A 17,392-nucleotide genomic window follows, 5' to 3' on the forward strand; every position below is an offset into this window, starting at 1 on the left:
TCTCTTAACTTCTGTGCTTAAACAGTCACATACAAACCACTTTGGCGTTGTATGGTTAAGCCTCACGGGTAATTAGTACAGGTTAGCTTAACGCCTTGCAGCGCTTCCACATCCTGCCTATCAACGTTGTCGTCTTCAACGGCCCTTTAGTGGAGTCGAACTCCAAGTGAGAACTCATCTCGAGGCTCGCTTCCCGCTTAGATGCTTTCAGCGGTTATCGATTCCGAACGTAGCTACCGGGCAATGCCTTTGGCAAAACAACCCGAACACCAGCGGTTCGTCCACTCCGGTCCTCTCGTACTAGGAGCAGCCCCTCTCAATTCTCAAACGCCCACGGCAGATAGGGACCGAACTGTCTCACGACGTTCTAAACCCAGCTCGCGTACCACTTTAAATGGCGAACAGCCATACCCTTGGGACCGACTTCAGCCCCAGGATGTGATGAGCCGACATCGAGGTGCCAAACACCGCCGTCGATATGAACTCTTGGGCGGTATCAGCCTGTTATCCCCGGAGTACCTTTTATCCGTTGAGCGATGGCCCTTCCATTCAGAACCACCGGATCACTATGACCTACTTTCGTACCTGCTCGACGTGTCTGTCTCGCAGTTAAGCTGGCTTCTACCATTACACTAACCGTACGATGTCCGACCGTACTTAGCCAACCTTCGTGCTCCTCCGTTACTCTTTGGGAGGAGACCGCCCCAGTCAAACTACCCACCAGGCACTGTCCGCAACCCCGATTCAGGGGCCAACGTTAGAACATCAAACATACAAGGGTGGTATTTCAAGGATGGCTCCATGATTACTGGCGTAACCACTTCAAAGCCTCCCACCTATCCTACACATGTAGGCTCAATGTTCAGTGCCAAGCTGTAGTAAAGGTTCACGGGGTCTTTCCGTCTAGCCGCGGGTACACAGCATCTTCACTGCGATTTCAATTTCACTGAGTCTCGGGTGGAGACAGCGTGGCCATGGTTACACCATTCGTGCAGGTCGGAACTTACCCGACAAGGAATTTCGCTACCTTAGGACCGTTATAGTTACGGCCGCCGTTTACCGGGGCTTCGATCAAGAGCTTCGACAAAGTCTAACCCCATCAATTAACCTTCCGGCACCGGGCAGGTGTCACACCGTATACGTCATCTCACGATTTAGCACAGTGCTGTGTTTTTAATAAACAGTCCCAGCCACCTGGTCACTGCGACCCACTTCAGCTCCAGACGCAGGTCCTTCACCTAATGTGGGCGTACCTTCTCCCGAAGTTACGGTACTATTTTGCCTAGTTCCTTCACCCGAGTTCTCTCAAGCGCCTTAGTATTCTCTACCTGACCACCTGTGTCGGTTTAGGGTACGATTCGATATAGACTGAAGCTTAGAGGCTTTTCCTGGAAGTATGGCACCAACAGCTTCCACTCCGTAGAGTGTCGTCTCGACTCTCAGCCTTAAAGAACCCCGGATTTACCTAAGATTCAAGCCTACTGCCTTTCACACGGACAACCAACGCCGTGCCTGCCTAGCCTTCTCCGTCCCCCCATCGCATCTATACCAAGTACGGGAATATTAACCCGTTTCCCATCGACTACGCCTTTCGGCCTCGCCTTAGGGGTCGACTCACCCTACCCTGATTAACATGGGATAGGAACCCTTGGTCTTCCGGCGTGCGGGTTTTTCACCCGCATTATCGTTACTCATGTCAGCATTCGCACTTGTGATATGTCCAGCATGCCTCCCGGCACACCTTCAGCCACTTACACAACGCTCCCCTACCCCGCAACATAAAGTTGCAGCCGCAGCTTCGGTGGTATGTTTAGCCCCGTTACATCTTCCGCGCAGGCCGACTCGACTAGTGAGCTATTACGCTTTCTTTAAAGGGTGGCTGCTTCTAAGCCAACCTCCTAGCTGTTTTAGCCTTCCCACATCGTTTCCCACTTAACATACACTTTGGGACCTTAGCTGGCGGTCTGGGTTGTTTCCCTCTCCACGATGGACGTTAGCACCCACCGTGTGTCTCCCGGATAGTACTCATTGGTATTCGGAGTTTGCATGGGGTTGGTAAGTCGGGATGACCCCCTAGCCCAAACAGTGCTCTACCCCCAATGGTATTCGTCCGAGGCTCTACCTAAATAGATTTCGGGGAGAACCAGCTATCTCCCGGTTTGATTAGCCTTTCACTCCAAGCCACAGGTCATCCCCTAACTTTTCAACGTTAGTGGGTTCGGTCCTCCAATTGATGTTACTCAATCTTCAACCTGCCCATGGCTAGATCACCGGGTTTCGGGTCTATACCTTGCAACTCAACGCGCAGTTAACGCTCGCTTTCACTACGGCTACCCTATTCGGTTAACCTCGCTACAAAATATAAGTCGCTGACCCATTATACAAAAGGTACGCAGTCACCCTCGAAGGGCTCCTACTGCTTGTACGTACACGGTTTCAGGTTCTATTTCACTCCCCTCACAGGGGTTCTTTTCGCCTTTCCCTCACGGTACTGGTTCACTATCGGTCAGTTGGGAGTATTTAGCCTTGGAGGATGGTCCCCCCATATTCAGTCAAAGTTTCACGTGCTCCGACCTACTCGATTTCACTTATTAGACATTGTCGTGTACGGGACTATCACCCTGTATCGTGGCACTTTCCAGAGCCTTCCACTAACATCAAATAAGCTTAAGGGCTGCTCCGATTTCGCTCGCCGCTACTTTCGGAATCTCGGTTGATTTCTTTTCCTACGGGTACTTAGATGTTTCAGTTCTCCGCGTTCGCCTCTTACACCTATGTATTCAGTGCAAGATACCTGCAAGCAGGTGGGTTTCCCCATTCGGAAATCCTGGCCTCAAGCGCTTTTTACTAGCTTGACCAGGCTTATCGCAAGTTAATACGTCCTTCATCGCCTCCAACTGCCAAGGCATCCACCGTGTACGCTTAGTCACTTAACCATACAACCCAAAGTAGTTTGAGCTGTTTGGTGCGACTGTTTAACTTCGCCAGAAGTTATAGAATACTAAAGTAGACGCACAATTAATCTGTCGATTAACTGGCATTTTCTTTACTTATTGAGAACTCTAAATCACTTTCGTGATTCAAAGTTTTTATCAGCTTTCCAAATTGTTAAAGAGCAAAATATTACCTACCCGCCTTAGCAAGTAAGTAACAATCATCTGTGTGGACACTACGAACAAATTCGTTCTAAATCGTATAAGGAGGTGATCCAGCCCCAGGTTCCCCTAGGGCTACCTTGTTACGACTTCACCCCAGTCATGAATCACTCCGTGGTGATCGCCCTCCCGAAGGTTAGGCTAACCACTTCTGGAGCAACCCACTCCCATGGTGTGACGGGCGGTGTGTACAAGGCCCGGGAACGTATTCACCGCGACATTCTGATTCGCGATTACTAGCGATTCCGACTTCATGGAGTCGAGTTGCAGACTCCAATCCGGACTACGACGCACTTTAAGTGATTCGCTCACCCTCGCAGGCTCGCAGCACTCTGTATGCGCCATTGTAGCACGTGTGTAGCCCTACACGTAAGGGCCATGATGACTTGACGTCGTCCCCACCTTCCTCCGGTTTATCACCGGCAGTCTCCTTAGAGTTCCCGACCGAATCGCTGGCAACTAAGGATAGGGGTTGCGCTCGTTGCGGGACTTAACCCAACATCTCACAACACGAGCTGACGACAGCCATGCAGCACCTGTCTCAGAGCTCCCGAAGGCACCAATCTATCTCTAGAAAGTTCTCTGGATGTCAAGTGTAGGTAAGGTTCTTCGCGTTGCATCGAATTAAACCACATGCTCCACCGCTTGTGCGGGCCCCCGTCAATTCATTTGAGTTTTAACCTTGCGGCCGTACTCCCCAGGCGGTCTACTTAATGCGTTTGCTTTGGAAAACAGCTCCGAAAAGCCGAGCTCCTAGTAGACATCGTTTACGGCGTGGACTACCAGGGTATCTAATCCTGTTTGCTCCCCACGCTTTCGTACATGAGCGTCAGTGTTGACCCAGGTGGCTGCCTTCGCCATCGGTATTCCTTCAGATCTCTACGCATTTCACCGCTACACCTGAAATTCTACCACCCTCTATCACACTCTAGCCTGCCAGTTCGAAATGCAGTTCCCAGGTTAAGCCCGGGGCTTTCACATCTCGCTTAACAAACCGCCTGCGTACGCTTTACGCCCAGTAATTCCGATTAACGCTCGCACCCTCCGTATTACCGCGGCTGCTGGCACGGAGTTAGCCGGTGCTTCTTCTGCAAGTAACGTCACAGATGTAAGGTATTAACTTACACCCTTTCCTCCTTGCTGAAAGTGCTTTACAACCCGAAGGCCTTCTTCACACACGCGGCATGGCTGCATCAGGCTTGCGCCCATTGTGCAATATTCCCCACTGCTGCCTCCCGTAGGAGTCTGGGCCGTGTCTCAGTCCCAGTGTGGCTGATCATCCTCTCAAACCAGCTAGGGATCGTCGCCTTGGTGAGCCATTACCTCACCAACTAGCTAATCCCACTTGGGCCAATCTAAAGGCGAGAGCCGAAGCCCCCTTTGCTCCGTAGAGATTATGCGGTATTAGCCGTCGTTTCCAACGGTTGTCCCCCACCTCAAGGCATGTTCCCAAGCATTACTCACCCGTCCGCCGCTCGACGCCAGAGGTGCAAGCACCTCTTCGTTTCCGCTCGACTTGCATGTGTTAGGCCTGCCGCCAGCGTTCAATCTGAGCCATGATCAAACTCTTCAATTAAAAGTTTTTTATTCTCTACCTAATGAAAGGCGAAGAATCATGCTCAATGAATACTGATTTTGTTCTTGTTTCCAAGAACGAATTGACTGTGCGTTATTACTTTCACTTTTAAAAAAGTAAAATCAAAACAGCTCAAGGCTGAATCTTTTAATAACTTATGGTCACTCAGTTCAATTGAGACTCTAAATTTGTTTGCGTCATCTAGCGAACTAGAATCGGCTGTTAGAACTCAATCTGTACGAGTGCCCACACAGATGATTGCTTCATATTTTTAAAGAACGTTTCGAGTTACTTTCGCGTCTCGAGGGCTGTGCATTCTACTCAACCCTGTTTTATTGTCAACACTTTATTTTAAGAAGTTTGCATTTTTCAATGCGCTTTTTAAAACTCACTTTTACTTGACTCACCCAACTCGTTGAAGTGCTTGTTTGTAAGCAGTCCGCCGTGTCGGTGGATGCGCATTATAGGGAGATTCGATTTCCACGCAACCCCTTTTTTAAAGAAAACTGCAAAAAATGGATCGTTTGCGCACTTTACGCTCAAAACGCACTAAAAAAGACCATTAATTCACTTATTAATGGCTATTATTCTGTTGTTAACTGAAAAGCGGTTTAAAAGATGACCATTACCAGTAGGGTCTGACTGCTTGGTAAATACTGACTCCCCATACCAAGGCTGCAATCAACAATGCCAAGCTTACCGCAGCCGAGCCCATATCTTTAGCGCGCCCAGAAAGAATATGTAATTCCGTAGACACCCTATCGGTGAGCGCTTCAATGGCTGAGTTCAGTAATTCAACAACCAACACTAATAATATAACCACAATCAGTGCTAACCAATGCATCGCGGTATCGGCAATGAAAAAGGAGATAGGAAAAAGGATGAATGCCAAGGTCAGCTCTTGGCGAAATGCGGCTTCGCCCTTATAAGCTGCTTTGAGTCCCCAGTAGGTACAACGCAATGCTTTAACTATTCGCCCTAGCCCTTGGCCGTTTAACTTTAAGCTTGTCATAACGCTTGCCACCTTATTATCAGCCATAAAAAAAGCCCCGATAGCGGGGCTTTTCAATATTGCTATGCAACACCATATTGGTCGCGGTAGGCTTTGACCGCTTGCAGGTGCTCATCCATATTGCCCTGCTGCTCAAGATAGGTGATTAAATCTGCTAGTTTAACTATCGATACCACTTGGGTGTTGAAGTCTCGCTCTACTTCTTGGATAGCCGAGAGCTCTGCTTTGCCTTTTTCCTGACGATCCAGAGCAATCAGCACCCCGCTTAAATCAGCGCCATTGGCGGCAATGATTTCCATAGACTCGCGAATGGCGGTGCCAGCGGTGATCACATCATCCACTAACATCACCTTTCCTTTAAGTTCAGAGCCAACTAGGTTGCCTCCTTCACCATGGTCTTTTTTCTCTTTGCGGTTAAAGCAGTAAGGTACGTCTTTATTATAATGATCTGCCAACGCCACCGCTGTAGTCGTCGCAATAGGGATCCCCTTATAAGCAGGACCAAACAATAAGTCGTAATCAATACCGGCATCTTCAAGTGCAGCTGCATAAAAGCGGCCTAACTTGGCCAAGTCTTGCCCGGTGTTAAACAACCCAGCGTTAAAGAAATAAGGGCTAGTGCGGCCAGACTTAAGCGTAAACTCACCAAACTTCAATACCTGCTTGGCTAATGCGAATTCAATAAACTGCTTTTGATATTCTTTCATTAGATGTCTCTTTAACTAGTCGCTTGGTGCTTATGCCAAAGCTTGCTTTTGGATGTCGATAATTTCGCGGATAGAGTGCTTAGCTAAACTTAGCATTTGCTCTAGCTCATCAAATGAGAACGGTTCACCCTCAGCAGTGCCCTGAACTTCGATGATTTTGCCGGTTTCGGTCAAAATCACGTTCATATCAGTTTCGGCTTGTGAGTCTTCGATATATTCCAAGTCGGTAATAGGTTCGCCGTTGAAAACACCCACAGAGATAGCCGCTATCATGTGTTGCAGAGGGTTAGTATTGATCATTCCTTTCGCGCGCATATAGGTTAATGCATCAACCAAGGCGACACAGGCTCCACTGATAGATGCCGTACGAGTACCGCCGTCCGCTTGAATCACGTCGCAATCAATAGTGATAGTGTTTTCACCCAAAGCTTTTAAATCAACGGCTGCTCGCAATGCACGGGCGATCAGTCGTTGAATTTCCATGGTGCGTCCGCCTTGCTTGCCACGCGCTGCTTCGCGGTTATTACGGGTGTGGGTCGAGCGCGGTAACATGCCATATTCTGCGGTTACCCAACCTTTACCTTGGCCCTTCATAAAACGCGGTACACCCGCCTCAACACTCGCAGTACACAATACCTTAGTGTTGCCAAACTCAACCAGCACTGAGCCTTCAGCATGCATGGTATATTGGCGAGTAAAGGTCACTGGACGAATTTGATTAGGTGTTCTTTCACTTGGACGCATTCACTATCCCCTTCATTAAAAATTTTCGTTCATTATATGTGTTCACCCGCTGCGATGCCACGGCACTTTTATGAATTTCCCTAATTGTGCTGGAAATTTCCGCTAGAGCTCACTCTTTGTTAAGGTATAATGCATGCCGATATATCTGTTTTAAATTAGGAAATCATTCATGATCCACAGCATGACTGCGTATGCTCGCCAAGAAATTAAAGGCGATTGGGGCACCGGAACTTGGGAGATCCGCTCTGTAAACCAACGTTATCTGGAAACCTTCATTCGCGCCCCCGAGCAATTTCGCGGTTTAGAACCTGTGATCCGTGAACGGCTGCGTAAAAACTTACAGCGCGGTAAGGTTGAAGTATTCTTAAAATTTGCCGCCAACCCAGCCCATGTTGGCGAGTTACAAATCAATGAGTCTTTGGCCTCACAATTAGTAAAGAGCGCGCAATGGGTGCAAGCACAAAGCCAAGGCGACATTAACCCCGTAGACATTCTTCGCTGGCCAGGCGTAATGGAAACGGAAGAAATGGATATGGACGTCGTGCAAGGTGAATTGCTCAAAGGCTTAAATGGCGTTATAGATGACTTTAAAGCCGCCCGTGCTAGCGAAGGCGAGAACCTTGAGCAAATGATATTAACTCGCTTAGACGCGATTTTAGAGCAAGTCGCAATCGTCGAAGCGCAAATGCCCGAAGTCATCAAATGGCAACGTGAGAAGCTGTCGCAGAAGCTGGAAGATCTGCAAGCTGAAATCGACGAGACCCGCCTAGAGCAAGAACTTATTTATTTGGCGCAAAAGCAAGATGTTGCCGAAGAACTCGACCGCTTAAAATCGCACGTAAAAGAAACCCGTAAAATTCTGAAAAAAGGCGGCGCCTGTGGTCGTCGTCTTGATTTTATGATGCAAGAGTTTAACCGCGAAGCCAATACACTAGCCTCCAAATCTATTAACACCGAAGTGACCAATGCCGCCGTTGAGTTAAAGGTGCTAATTGAGCAAATGCGTGAGCAGATCCAAAACATAGAATAATATTTCCAGCTGTTCCAAGCTGCTTTCAACTCTTTAAAAAACCTAGCTTTTGCTAGGTTTTTTGTTTTCTAGTGTTCATAATAGCGCCCTATTGTACTAACTCAAGTGGTTACCAAAGTGGTTACCATGGTGGTTGGTAACCAGCTCAATGGTTAGGCTTGTTAAACATGAATGTAAAAGAAATAAAGGCAAATATAAAAAGCTGCAACACGCTTCGATTCAGCGTTGGGGACGGTTTGTACATCAAGCCCAATAAAGGTAAACATAGCGGCGCATGGGAGTTACGATACACCATAAATGGTAGTCGTCGATTCATGACACTTAATGGCTCAGGATTCCCCAACAAGTCCTTGGCTGAGGCCAGAGCAGAAGCAGCAATAATTAAACAACAAATCAAAAATGGCATTGACCCCTTGGCTGAGAGAGCACGCTATGCAGGTGCTGAAATCATAACGTTCGATGACTTATTCAGGGATTGGTATGAAGGTGTCAGCAGAACACTTAAACACCCAAAGGTGCAACTTCGCTACTATGAAAAAGACATCAAGCCGCTGATAGGAAAGCTTAAAGTAGAAGACGTTAACGCCCGAGACATACGAGCTATTATTCAAAAAGTGATGAATGATGGACGCCCCTCCATAGCCAATAAAGCTCTACTGCAATGTAAGCAGCTTTTTAGACACGCTCAGAAGCTAGATATTACCCAGAGGAATCCAGCAAGCGCCTTCAATGAATCAGATGCTGGTGGCGCAGGAAAGAGCCGGGAACGGGCCCTTAGCTTTCAAGAAATTGAAACAACTCTTAATGTTCTTAGAAGTAATGCTCAAATTTTCACGAGAGATAATTATCTAGCTTTAGTCCTACTACTCATTTTTGGTAATCGAAAAACCGAAATTACTCAAGCCAAATGGAGCGAATTCGATTTTGATGAGCAAATTTGGAATTTAGGAACTAGAAATAAGAAAGAAACCGATATTAAGATTCCATTAATTGATGAAGTTATGCCCATATTTCAAGAGCTAAAAGTTAGGGCGTGTGGCTCCGAATATCTATTTCCAGCAAGAAAGTTAAGCAAAACTGGGCATACCTGTGATAACACCCTAAACCATGCATTGGGTAAAATGTTTGGGAAGGCTGTAAGCAAAAAAGAATATCCTAACTTACTTGGTGCCGAGGGAGTCAAGCACTTTACGATTCATGATCTAAGACGCACCTGCCGTAGCTTACTTGCAGAACTGGGATTTGATGGGCATGTAGTCACGCGCTATTTAAATCACAAAATCAAGGGGGTTACAGGTGTCTACAACCGTTACGATTATTTAAATGAGCGAAGACTGCTTACCCGAGAAATGGCAAACAAGATACTTCCACTAGCCAAGATATCTACCAATCCAGTAGAGGTACTTTAAATGAATAAATATCAATTATTCCCGCGATGCCTACAAAGAGAGAAGCTCAAGATACAATCTCAACCACTTTTAGTTGAAATTCAAAAGCATCGAGATATTACACAGGGTGATATAGATAACGCTAGAGTGGAAGAAGAGATATCTCCCGATGGACTGAGAAAGCCAGCCTTAATCATTTCCTCTATTAACAATTTACCCGGTGACAAATTTGACATAGACATCATGCTACTAGAAAAAGAGAAAATAAGAAGAGCTGCAATGAATGTCGAAGGCATTCTAAAAATTCTGCCGGATAAATCAGATGAGGACTACCATTATTGGCTTAACAAACTAATGCACGAGATGTATACCCTAGGCTCCAAAGTTCAAGAGCATAATGACTTCATAGAGCATCTGTATGCGTTAAAAGCTACAGAAAAGCATTCAAGAGATCGAGTATCATCCGGAAGCTCTTCCCCTAAAGCTTACCAGCCTTATATCACTCTGATTAAACAAGTAGTCGAAGACATTCAGAAGCACCCATATATGTCCCGCGTTAGTAGATTAAAACTAGCGGATGCCATTGATGAGTTATTAATCGAGAATACTATTTCTCCTCCATCTCATAAGTCTATAAAAAAGTACATTGCAGAAGCATATGCCTGTCCTGGAAAAAGAGGGAATAAGAGCAGAACAGGCCCTTCACTTAACGAATTAAAAAAGTGGATTTCAGATAACTATAAAAATAAAATTATAACAAAATCAGATTGTTAAAAACTTTAATTAGCCCTTATCAACCTAAGGGCTAATTAACCATGTCCTATATGAATAATATTTCCCCGTCGAATAATGATGAACAAGGGGAACCGACATGAATCAATTATCAGCACCCACACAACAATTTACAGATCGACTAGTTAGAGAAGCTGAGCGCGCAAAAATAACTTCTGTTTCTCGCACTAGTGCCTGGGCATTAGAGAAGAAAGGCAAATTCCCTAAACGTCGCAGACTGCACGCTGACAGCGATAGAGTCTGCTGGTTGTTGAGCGAACTGCTCGAGTTTGTTCAATCACGAGAAGTGATTGATATGGAGCAAGCATCATGAATGACCACAAGCTACCCGATATAGCTCTGTATATAGACAAGGCTCGCCTAATTAAAAAGCCTGAATTACAGCGACTGCTTAATGTTAGCCGTTCCACATTAGGCCGCTGGATAAAGTCGGGCGAATTCCCACCACCAGCCAAAGTAATTAATGGCCGCTCGCTATGGCACTTCCAAGATGTGAATAGGTGGATGATGGAAAGAGCTAGTAGAGCAGGTTAACAGCCTGCTTTTTTTTACCCTTCGATGACCCACTTTGCTACAGATTGATCTAAAAAAAGCACACTAGATCTCCTGCTCTTGCTGGTGGAGGCATTATATTCATTGACCAAAAGTTGACGCAGCTCCCTCTAGCAACGGCGGATATTAAATAATATAAGTCGTAATAGGTTACAGATACTATGTCCTTTGTAATAACAACTAATAATTCCTACGATTTCAAATATAAGAATCACAGCTACAAAGTCTATAAACCTAAATGCGGTGAACAAAATCACTCAGCATTAACGCGGGTATTTAAAGAAGTAGAACAAATGCTGTCTTACTACTCTAAGGTGGTTGTTGTCCGTATTGATTTCAAACCAAACGAATACTCTTCAAATAACTCGCAAATGCTGAAATTCTTACGCAGAAAAAGAGAAGAACTATCGCAACGTTACGACTGCAAAGTAAGCTACATCGTAACTAGAGAACGGCAACACTCTTGCAAGCAGCACTACCATGCAGCTTTCCTTTTAAGCGGCCATAAGGTGAAACACAGCGCACTGGTCAGTAAGGACCTTAAAAGCGACTGGGAAGCTAATAAGCTGGGCGTTGCCTCTTACGTGAAGAATCCTTTCTATTTATTAGCAAGGGGTGATAAAGCCTCTATTGAGCCGGCAATTTATAGGCTCAGTTACTTTACGAAAAAAGTCACCAAAGAGCGTGACTGTAAGGCACACAAGTTTTTGTTCGGCAAGATAGGTTATAGCGATTCCAGATTCACCTCACATGATAACGACAAGCTGCTTGTTTGCCCTAAAGCAACATATCAAAACCACGTCCATGGCTTCCCTTTCGAGAAACAAGTCAATAACACAGCTGGGGGAGTGATGTCTCACACAACCTCCGACACTAACAAAGAAAGCTGTTATAACGATCATCACTCCTACCAGAACCCTATGAACCGAGTAGTGATCACTCAAAGTCAGCGATCACATTCAACAGAAGTGATCACTCATAGTCCTAATTTGAAAATGGTGCATGACTTTAACTCCTTGAATTTATTAGTCAGCAATACCGTTTTCTGCGAAAAAGCTTTGGCAGATGAATTGTCCAGCCCAACCAAATTTCAAAAAGCAAACCCCATGAACCGAAACTTTTCACCGAAAGCGATCACTTCACAAGGGCTTATTTATGACTCGATTTAACCTAGAGTTACTCCCTTTATGCGGGGCAAAAACACGCCAAGGTACTCCTTGTAAAAGAAGGGGCAATAAACGCAATGGCCGTTGTAAATTACACGGGGGTAACTCTACTGGCGCTAAGACTATTGAGGGAAAGCTTGCTGTGCGAGCTAATTCAATCAAAAATGGTGCTAGGTGGTACCTAATGAAGGGGTATGATTTAGAGTTACTCCACAGATCTCAACTCGCGTTCATACAGCTAGCAGACTTAGCAGCTCAAGAGAAACCTAACCAAGCAGAAGTCATTAGTGTAGTAAGGGAGCACAGAGTTGCATTAGAGTGTTTTAAATACCGAATTTTGGAACACTACGGCTCAGACGCTTTCATTGTCATCCAATCAGCATTGGATGCTTTCTACATGGATAATGATGCCAACCATCTTCATTTTCACATTCATACCAAAACCGCTAAGGCGCCATATTTCCAACGGCAAATTAGCTCCCCCCAAAAAAAGGGGGTGCTAATAAATAAACAATCGACACTCTAAAAGGTGGCAGTTTTGTTTGATTACTTCCTCCTTGAGTTGGTGCAACTAATTCAAGGTAAATTGTATAAACGTAATATTACGTCATTGTATTTTTTTATAAATGTAGTTTAAGCTAATGCTTGGTGTCGTTACTTATACAATACAAATGTCTTATGAAAAGGAAAGTTCATGTCAGGAAAAATCCAGTTACCTCACAAATGCCCAAAATGTGGAGCTGTTGCTAATACAGAATCTGAACTAAAGGCTATCTTTGGCTACAGAACAATGAACAGTGGCGTTACTAATCAGAGTCAATGTAAGAAGTGCAGATAGACGAAAGGGAGAAAATATGAAAGTTGTAACTGCAAGCAATAAAGAGGAGTTAAAGGAAGCTATAAACTCTGATGCCACAGAAATCATTATAGATGATGCTTCTTTAGCCAAAAAGTTAAAGGCTATCAAGGTCATCAAACAGGCTGGACCTCTCGCGGTGGGTGCTATATTAGTAGCCATACCTCTAATCCCTGTTACAGGTGGGGCGAGTGTACCAACTGCTGCTTTTTTTTCTTCAGCTGGCACCTCCGTTGCTGCAACCACAATTGCAGGACTGGTTATAGCGATTGGCGGAACGGTCGTAATTAGCTTATTTACTGACTGGGAGCAAGTAGAGTTGAACGGAGTTTTCAAATTGAAAAGAACACCCAAGCAACCAACTTAAGGGGCTCAATGCCCCCAGGGCATACTTCTATAAACTAGAATTTTTACTCTTAATTCATCTCAATATATGCCTTACTTAGGCATTATTGCGTGCCTTATCTCAACCCCACATGAATTAAAGGCACGTACCTCTTAAACTGCCATTTTCGTAACCAAAGTTAGTGATTGAATGCCCTCAAAGTCGCCAGGTAGACAAGCTGAAAAAAGTTGGTGAAGGCTCGCTATTGAAAACCCCGACCTTGGTATACTGACCTTAGAACGTTTTAAAAGGCTATGCACCTACAAAGCACCTTTCTCTCGACATCTATGCCCACATTGTTGACTAAAAAGTTGAGAACTCTTTTAATAATGTTAATGTAATCATTATCATGATGATGCATGGATAGGCCCAACTCATCCAATGCACAAAGCTAAATGCCAAAATTAATTTGTTGGTAGGCTTAAAGGTTAAATGGAGTTTTAGCACATGTCAGCGTCTCACCAAAATGGCAATTTCGGATTCCTCGCAGAACATGACCCTTTATTTGCCGAACTAACTTTATCGGCAGAGCGCGCTTTCGCGAGCGACCCAAACACAACATTAATAAAGCTACGCCAATTGGGTGAAGCCCTTGCACAGCATATTGCAGCGTTAGCCGGAATCCAGTTCGATGAACAAACAACCCAGGCTGACTTACTATACAAAATCAACCGTGAGTTAAAACTTGAAGCCGTTGTAAGAGAGTTATTTCATACCCTTAGGATTGAAGGCAATAAAGCGACTCATCAATTTAAAACTAAGCACAAAGAAGCAATTAACGGGTTGGTCGTAGCTCGTAAATTAGCAATTTGGTTTCATCAATCATTTGGCAAGTCAGGAACACAATTTAAGCCAGGACCTTTCGTGGCACCAACTGACCCAAGTGAGCAACTACGTAAGCTTCAAAATGAGATAGCTAACCTTAAAAACGACTTGCACAAAGCTAATCTCGATCTAGATTCCAGCCACCAGCTCAATGAATTAATAGCAAAAGAAAAAAGCGAATATGAGCAATTAGCACTTGAAATGGATAATGAGTCGAGAGCATTAGCACAACAAGCCGCTTGTCATGAGCAAGCCTTAGCCCAACAGCAGCAAGATTACGAAGCCAAAATCAGGGCGCTACAAGCTCAATTGGCTGCACAAGATGAAAAGTCACAAACAAGCCAGAAACAACAACTCAGTCGTAGTACTCAAGCTGCGAGCCAACACATTGTATTAGACGAAGCATTAACGCGGATATTAATCGATCAACAACTGATTGAAGCGAATTGGCAAGCTGATAGTCAAGAGCTCACCTATAAAAATGGAACTCGACCACAAAAAGGCAAAAACATCGCCATTGCAGAATGGCCTACATTTCATAATGGCGAAAAAGGCCGAGCAGACTACATTTTGTTTGCAGGTTTAACCCCTATAGCAGTAGTAGAAGCAAAAAAAGAAAACATTAATGTTGCAGGCAAAATTTCACAAGCAGAGCGCTACAGCAAAGGTCTAGCAGTTACTCCCCCTCTTACACCCGCTTGGGAGCTACAAGGAATGACCATCGCTTGGCCCGATGAGGTAGATGGCCACTATAAAGTTCCCTTTGTCTATTCATGCAATGGCCGCCCGTATGTTCCCCAACTAGCGGAGCAATCAGGAACATGGTTCCGCGATGTGCGTGAACCTTCAAATATAAAGCGTGCACTAACTACTTTTCATACACCTGATGGCCTTACTGATTTGCTGAAACGAAGTAAGGTGATTGCTCAGGATAAGTTAGCTAAAGAGCCATTTGGTTATCTAAAGTTACGGGAGTACCAGAAAAAGGCCATTAGTGCTGTTGAGCAAACACTTGCAAACAACGAACGCCGCGCTTTGCTCGCTATGGCTACCGGCACAGGAAAAACACGTACCATTATTGGTTTAATGTACCGCTTCTTAAAAGCAGAGCGCTTTAAGCGCATTTTATTTTTAGTCGACCGTACATCGCTAGGACAGCAGGCGTTAGACGCGTTTAATGAAGCACCGCTAGAGCAAAACCACACGCTTTCAAAAATATATAATGTAGCAGAGCTCGGCGATATGGCCGCTGAAGCAGAAACCCGAGTACAAGTTGCTACAGTGCAAGCAATGGTTAATCGCATCTTTAGGAGTGACAACCCTCCTACACTCGATCAATTTGACTGCATCATTATTGACGAAGCACACCGAGGCTATACGCTGGATCAAGAAATGACAGAGGGCGAGCTTGCTACACGAGACGCAAGCCAATATCCATCAAGTTACCGGCGGGTTCTAGACTACTTCGACGCAGTAAAAGTTGCACTCACCGCGACCCCGGCTAAACACACCAGTGAGATTTTCGGCAAGCCCGTCTACACCTACTCATACCGCGAGGCAGTCGCTGAAGATTGGTTGATTGATCACGAAACTCCCATTCGCTATGAAACCTTATTAACCCAAAACGGAATACATTTCGACAAGGGGGACAGCGTTCAGTCCATCAATATGCAAACCGGCGAAATCGAACTGGCTGACCTTGACGATGAGCTCGATTTTGAGATTGATGCATTCAATCGCAAAGTAATTAGTGAGAACTTCAACAGAGTTATCTGCGAACAACTTGTTCAAGAGCTGGACCCTTTCGGGGAAGAGAAAACGATTATATTTTGCGCCCCCTCTAAAAACGGTCTTCATGCTGACATGATGAAGCGATTACTGGATGACGCATTCAAAGCACTCTATAACGGTGAATATAACCAATCAGCTGTTGAGGTGATTAAAGGTGACTCGGATAAAGTTGAACAAAGAATTAGGCAGTTTAAGAATGAGCGATATCCAAATATAGCCATTACTGTGGACCTGCTAACAACAGGTATTGATGTACCTAAAGTTTGTAACCTAGTATTCATGCGTAGAGTGAAGTCGCGTATTTTGTACGAACAAATGATTGGCCGAGCCACCCGCCGTTGTGATGAAATTGGTAAAACAGTGTTCCGCATTTATGACCCTGTGGACATATACGCAGCGCTCGCTGATGTAAACACCATGAAACCTTTGGTTAAAGACCCAAATATCACCCTCGAACAGCTGGTGGATGAAATTACCACCCCAGAGCAATTAGAGCAGGCACTTAACTCCCCAGGTGACACGCCTGAACAAAACCATGCCGATGTCGTGCTTAGCCAACTGAGCCAAAAAGTAATGCGTGTACTTCGCAAGGCAGAAAAGCAAGCTGAAGCAAAGCCGGAGCTAAAGCAAAAACTTGATGAACTGCAAAACCTTTGGGGGGTAGAACCGAAAAAGCTGCATAAACACCTGCATGAACTAGGCCCAAAACAAGCAGCGACCTTCATCACCAAGCATAATGGACTAGTCCACCAGCTTGACCAAGTAAAGAGCCTATTAGGAAGCGAACGCCAGCCAATCATTTCCGAACATCATGATGAAATACGTGAACGAACACAGAGCTGGGGCGAACACAAGAAACCTGAAGATTACTTAGAAAGTTTCAATGAGTTTGTTAAAGAACAGCTCAATCAAAGCATCGCGCTATCTACCGTGGTTAATAAACCTAGAGACCTTACTCGTGAGCAATTAACTGAAGTGAACCTGTTACTAGATGGAGCGGGCTATTCAGAAGCTAAGCTGCAAAGCGCGGTTCGTAATCAAACGAACCAAGACATAGCGGCTAGCATTGTTGGCCACATTCGTCGTGCGGCTTTAGGCGAGCCTCTCATCCCCTTTGAGCAGCGTGTTGCCCAAGCCATGCAGCAAATTTATCAAAGCCACTTATGGACCCCTAACCAACGCAAATGGCTTGAGCGCTTAGCCAAACAGTTAGTACATGAAGTGATCGTTGATAGAGCGTTTGTTAATAACCGCTTCGGTCAACAAGGTGGCGCTAAACAGTTCGATAAGGTACTTAATAATCAGCTTGATACCGTATTAAGTGAACTCAGTGATTCAATTTGGTCACCAAAAAGTGCTTAGTTAGCTAATGTATAGATAATTGGAATTACTATACATGTCAGAGCGGTAATG

At 45.1% G+C, this 17,392-nt stretch carries 12 protein-coding genes and 2 rRNA genes; 9 read left to right on the forward strand and 5 right to left on the reverse strand.

Annotated elements, in window-relative coordinates:
- Positions 1-51: 51 nt before the first annotated feature.
- From PRUTH_RS11830 to rph, 5 genes are all read right to left on the reverse strand, one after another.
- Positions 52-2,936: ribosomal RNA gene (locus PRUTH_RS11830) — 23S ribosomal RNA — on the reverse strand.
- Between the two features lie 260 nt (positions 2,937-3,196).
- Positions 3,197-4,731: ribosomal RNA gene (locus tag PRUTH_RS11835) — 16S ribosomal RNA — on the reverse strand.
- Together the 16S and 23S rRNA genes form the textbook arrangement of a ribosomal RNA operon.
- A 625-nt stretch (positions 4,732-5,356) precedes the next feature.
- On the reverse strand, positions 5,357-5,743 hold the full coding sequence (locus PRUTH_RS11840) for a diacylglycerol kinase (protein WP_026110905.1): 387 nt from the start codon (positions 5,741-5,743) through the stop codon (positions 5,357-5,359).
- 62 nt (positions 5,744-5,805) lie between these two features.
- A complete protein-coding gene (pyrE, locus tag PRUTH_RS11845) occupies positions 5,806-6,450 on the reverse strand; it encodes an orotate phosphoribosyltransferase (RefSeq protein ID WP_138508657.1) in 645 nt (214 codons plus the stop codon).
- A 30-nt stretch (positions 6,451-6,480) separates the two neighbouring features.
- Entirely contained in the window at positions 6,481-7,194 is a 714-nt protein-coding gene (rph, locus tag PRUTH_RS11850) for a ribonuclease PH (protein WP_151173346.1), read from the reverse strand.
- Positions 7,195-7,363: 169 nt separating this feature from the next.
- Between rph and PRUTH_RS11855 the strand changes: the two genes are divergently transcribed.
- The 9 genes from PRUTH_RS11855 to hsdR all read left to right on the forward strand — a co-directional run bounded on the left by PRUTH_RS11855 (position 7,364) and on the right by hsdR (position 17,341).
- Positions 7,364-8,224 (forward strand): YicC/YloC family endoribonuclease, encoded by an 861-nt coding sequence (locus PRUTH_RS11855; RefSeq protein ID WP_151173347.1) that lies wholly within the window; start codon positions 7,364-7,366, stop codon positions 8,222-8,224.
- 167 nt (positions 8,225-8,391) lie between these two features.
- Positions 8,392-9,633 (forward strand): tyrosine-type recombinase/integrase, encoded by a 1,242-nt coding sequence (locus tag PRUTH_RS11860; RefSeq protein ID WP_045980694.1) that lies wholly within the window; start codon positions 8,392-8,394, stop codon positions 9,631-9,633.
- Positions 9,634-10,386, forward strand: coding sequence for a hypothetical protein (locus tag PRUTH_RS11865; RefSeq protein ID WP_045980693.1), 753 nt, complete (start codon positions 9,634-9,636; stop codon positions 10,384-10,386). It abuts the gene before it with no gap.
- Positions 10,387-10,483: 97 nt separating this feature from the next.
- Entirely contained in the window at positions 10,484-10,717 is a 234-nt protein-coding gene (locus PRUTH_RS11870; protein WP_045980692.1) for a helix-turn-helix transcriptional regulator, read from the forward strand.
- Positions 10,714-10,938: a helix-turn-helix transcriptional regulator gene (locus PRUTH_RS11875; protein WP_045980691.1), complete on the forward strand. Its 225-nt coding sequence runs from the start codon at positions 10,714-10,716 to the stop codon at positions 10,936-10,938. The genes PRUTH_RS11870 and PRUTH_RS11875 overlap by 4 nt, the downstream gene beginning before the upstream one ends.
- A 179-nt stretch (positions 10,939-11,117) precedes the next feature.
- Positions 11,118-12,125, forward strand: coding sequence for a YagK/YfjJ domain-containing protein (locus tag PRUTH_RS11880; protein WP_052698308.1), 1,008 nt, complete (start codon positions 11,118-11,120; stop codon positions 12,123-12,125).
- Entirely contained in the window at positions 12,112-12,648 is a 537-nt protein-coding gene (locus PRUTH_RS19360; protein ID WP_045980690.1) for an HGGxSTG domain-containing protein, read from the forward strand. The genes PRUTH_RS11880 and PRUTH_RS19360 overlap by 14 nt, the downstream gene beginning before the upstream one ends.
- A 328-nt stretch (positions 12,649-12,976) precedes the next feature.
- Positions 12,977-13,345: a PM1101 family membrane protein gene (locus tag PRUTH_RS11890; RefSeq protein WP_045980689.1), complete on the forward strand. Its 369-nt coding sequence runs from the start codon at positions 12,977-12,979 to the stop codon at positions 13,343-13,345.
- Positions 13,346-13,810: 465 nt separating this feature from the next.
- Complete coding sequence (hsdR, locus tag PRUTH_RS11895) at positions 13,811-17,341, forward strand: type I restriction-modification system endonuclease (protein WP_151173348.1); 3,531 nt, start codon at positions 13,811-13,813, stop codon at positions 17,339-17,341.
- Positions 17,342-17,392 lie beyond the last annotated feature (51 nt).

The organism is Pseudoalteromonas ruthenica (assembly GCF_008808095.1).
GTDB classification, from domain to species: Bacteria; Pseudomonadota; Gammaproteobacteria; order Enterobacterales; family Alteromonadaceae; genus Pseudoalteromonas; species Pseudoalteromonas ruthenica.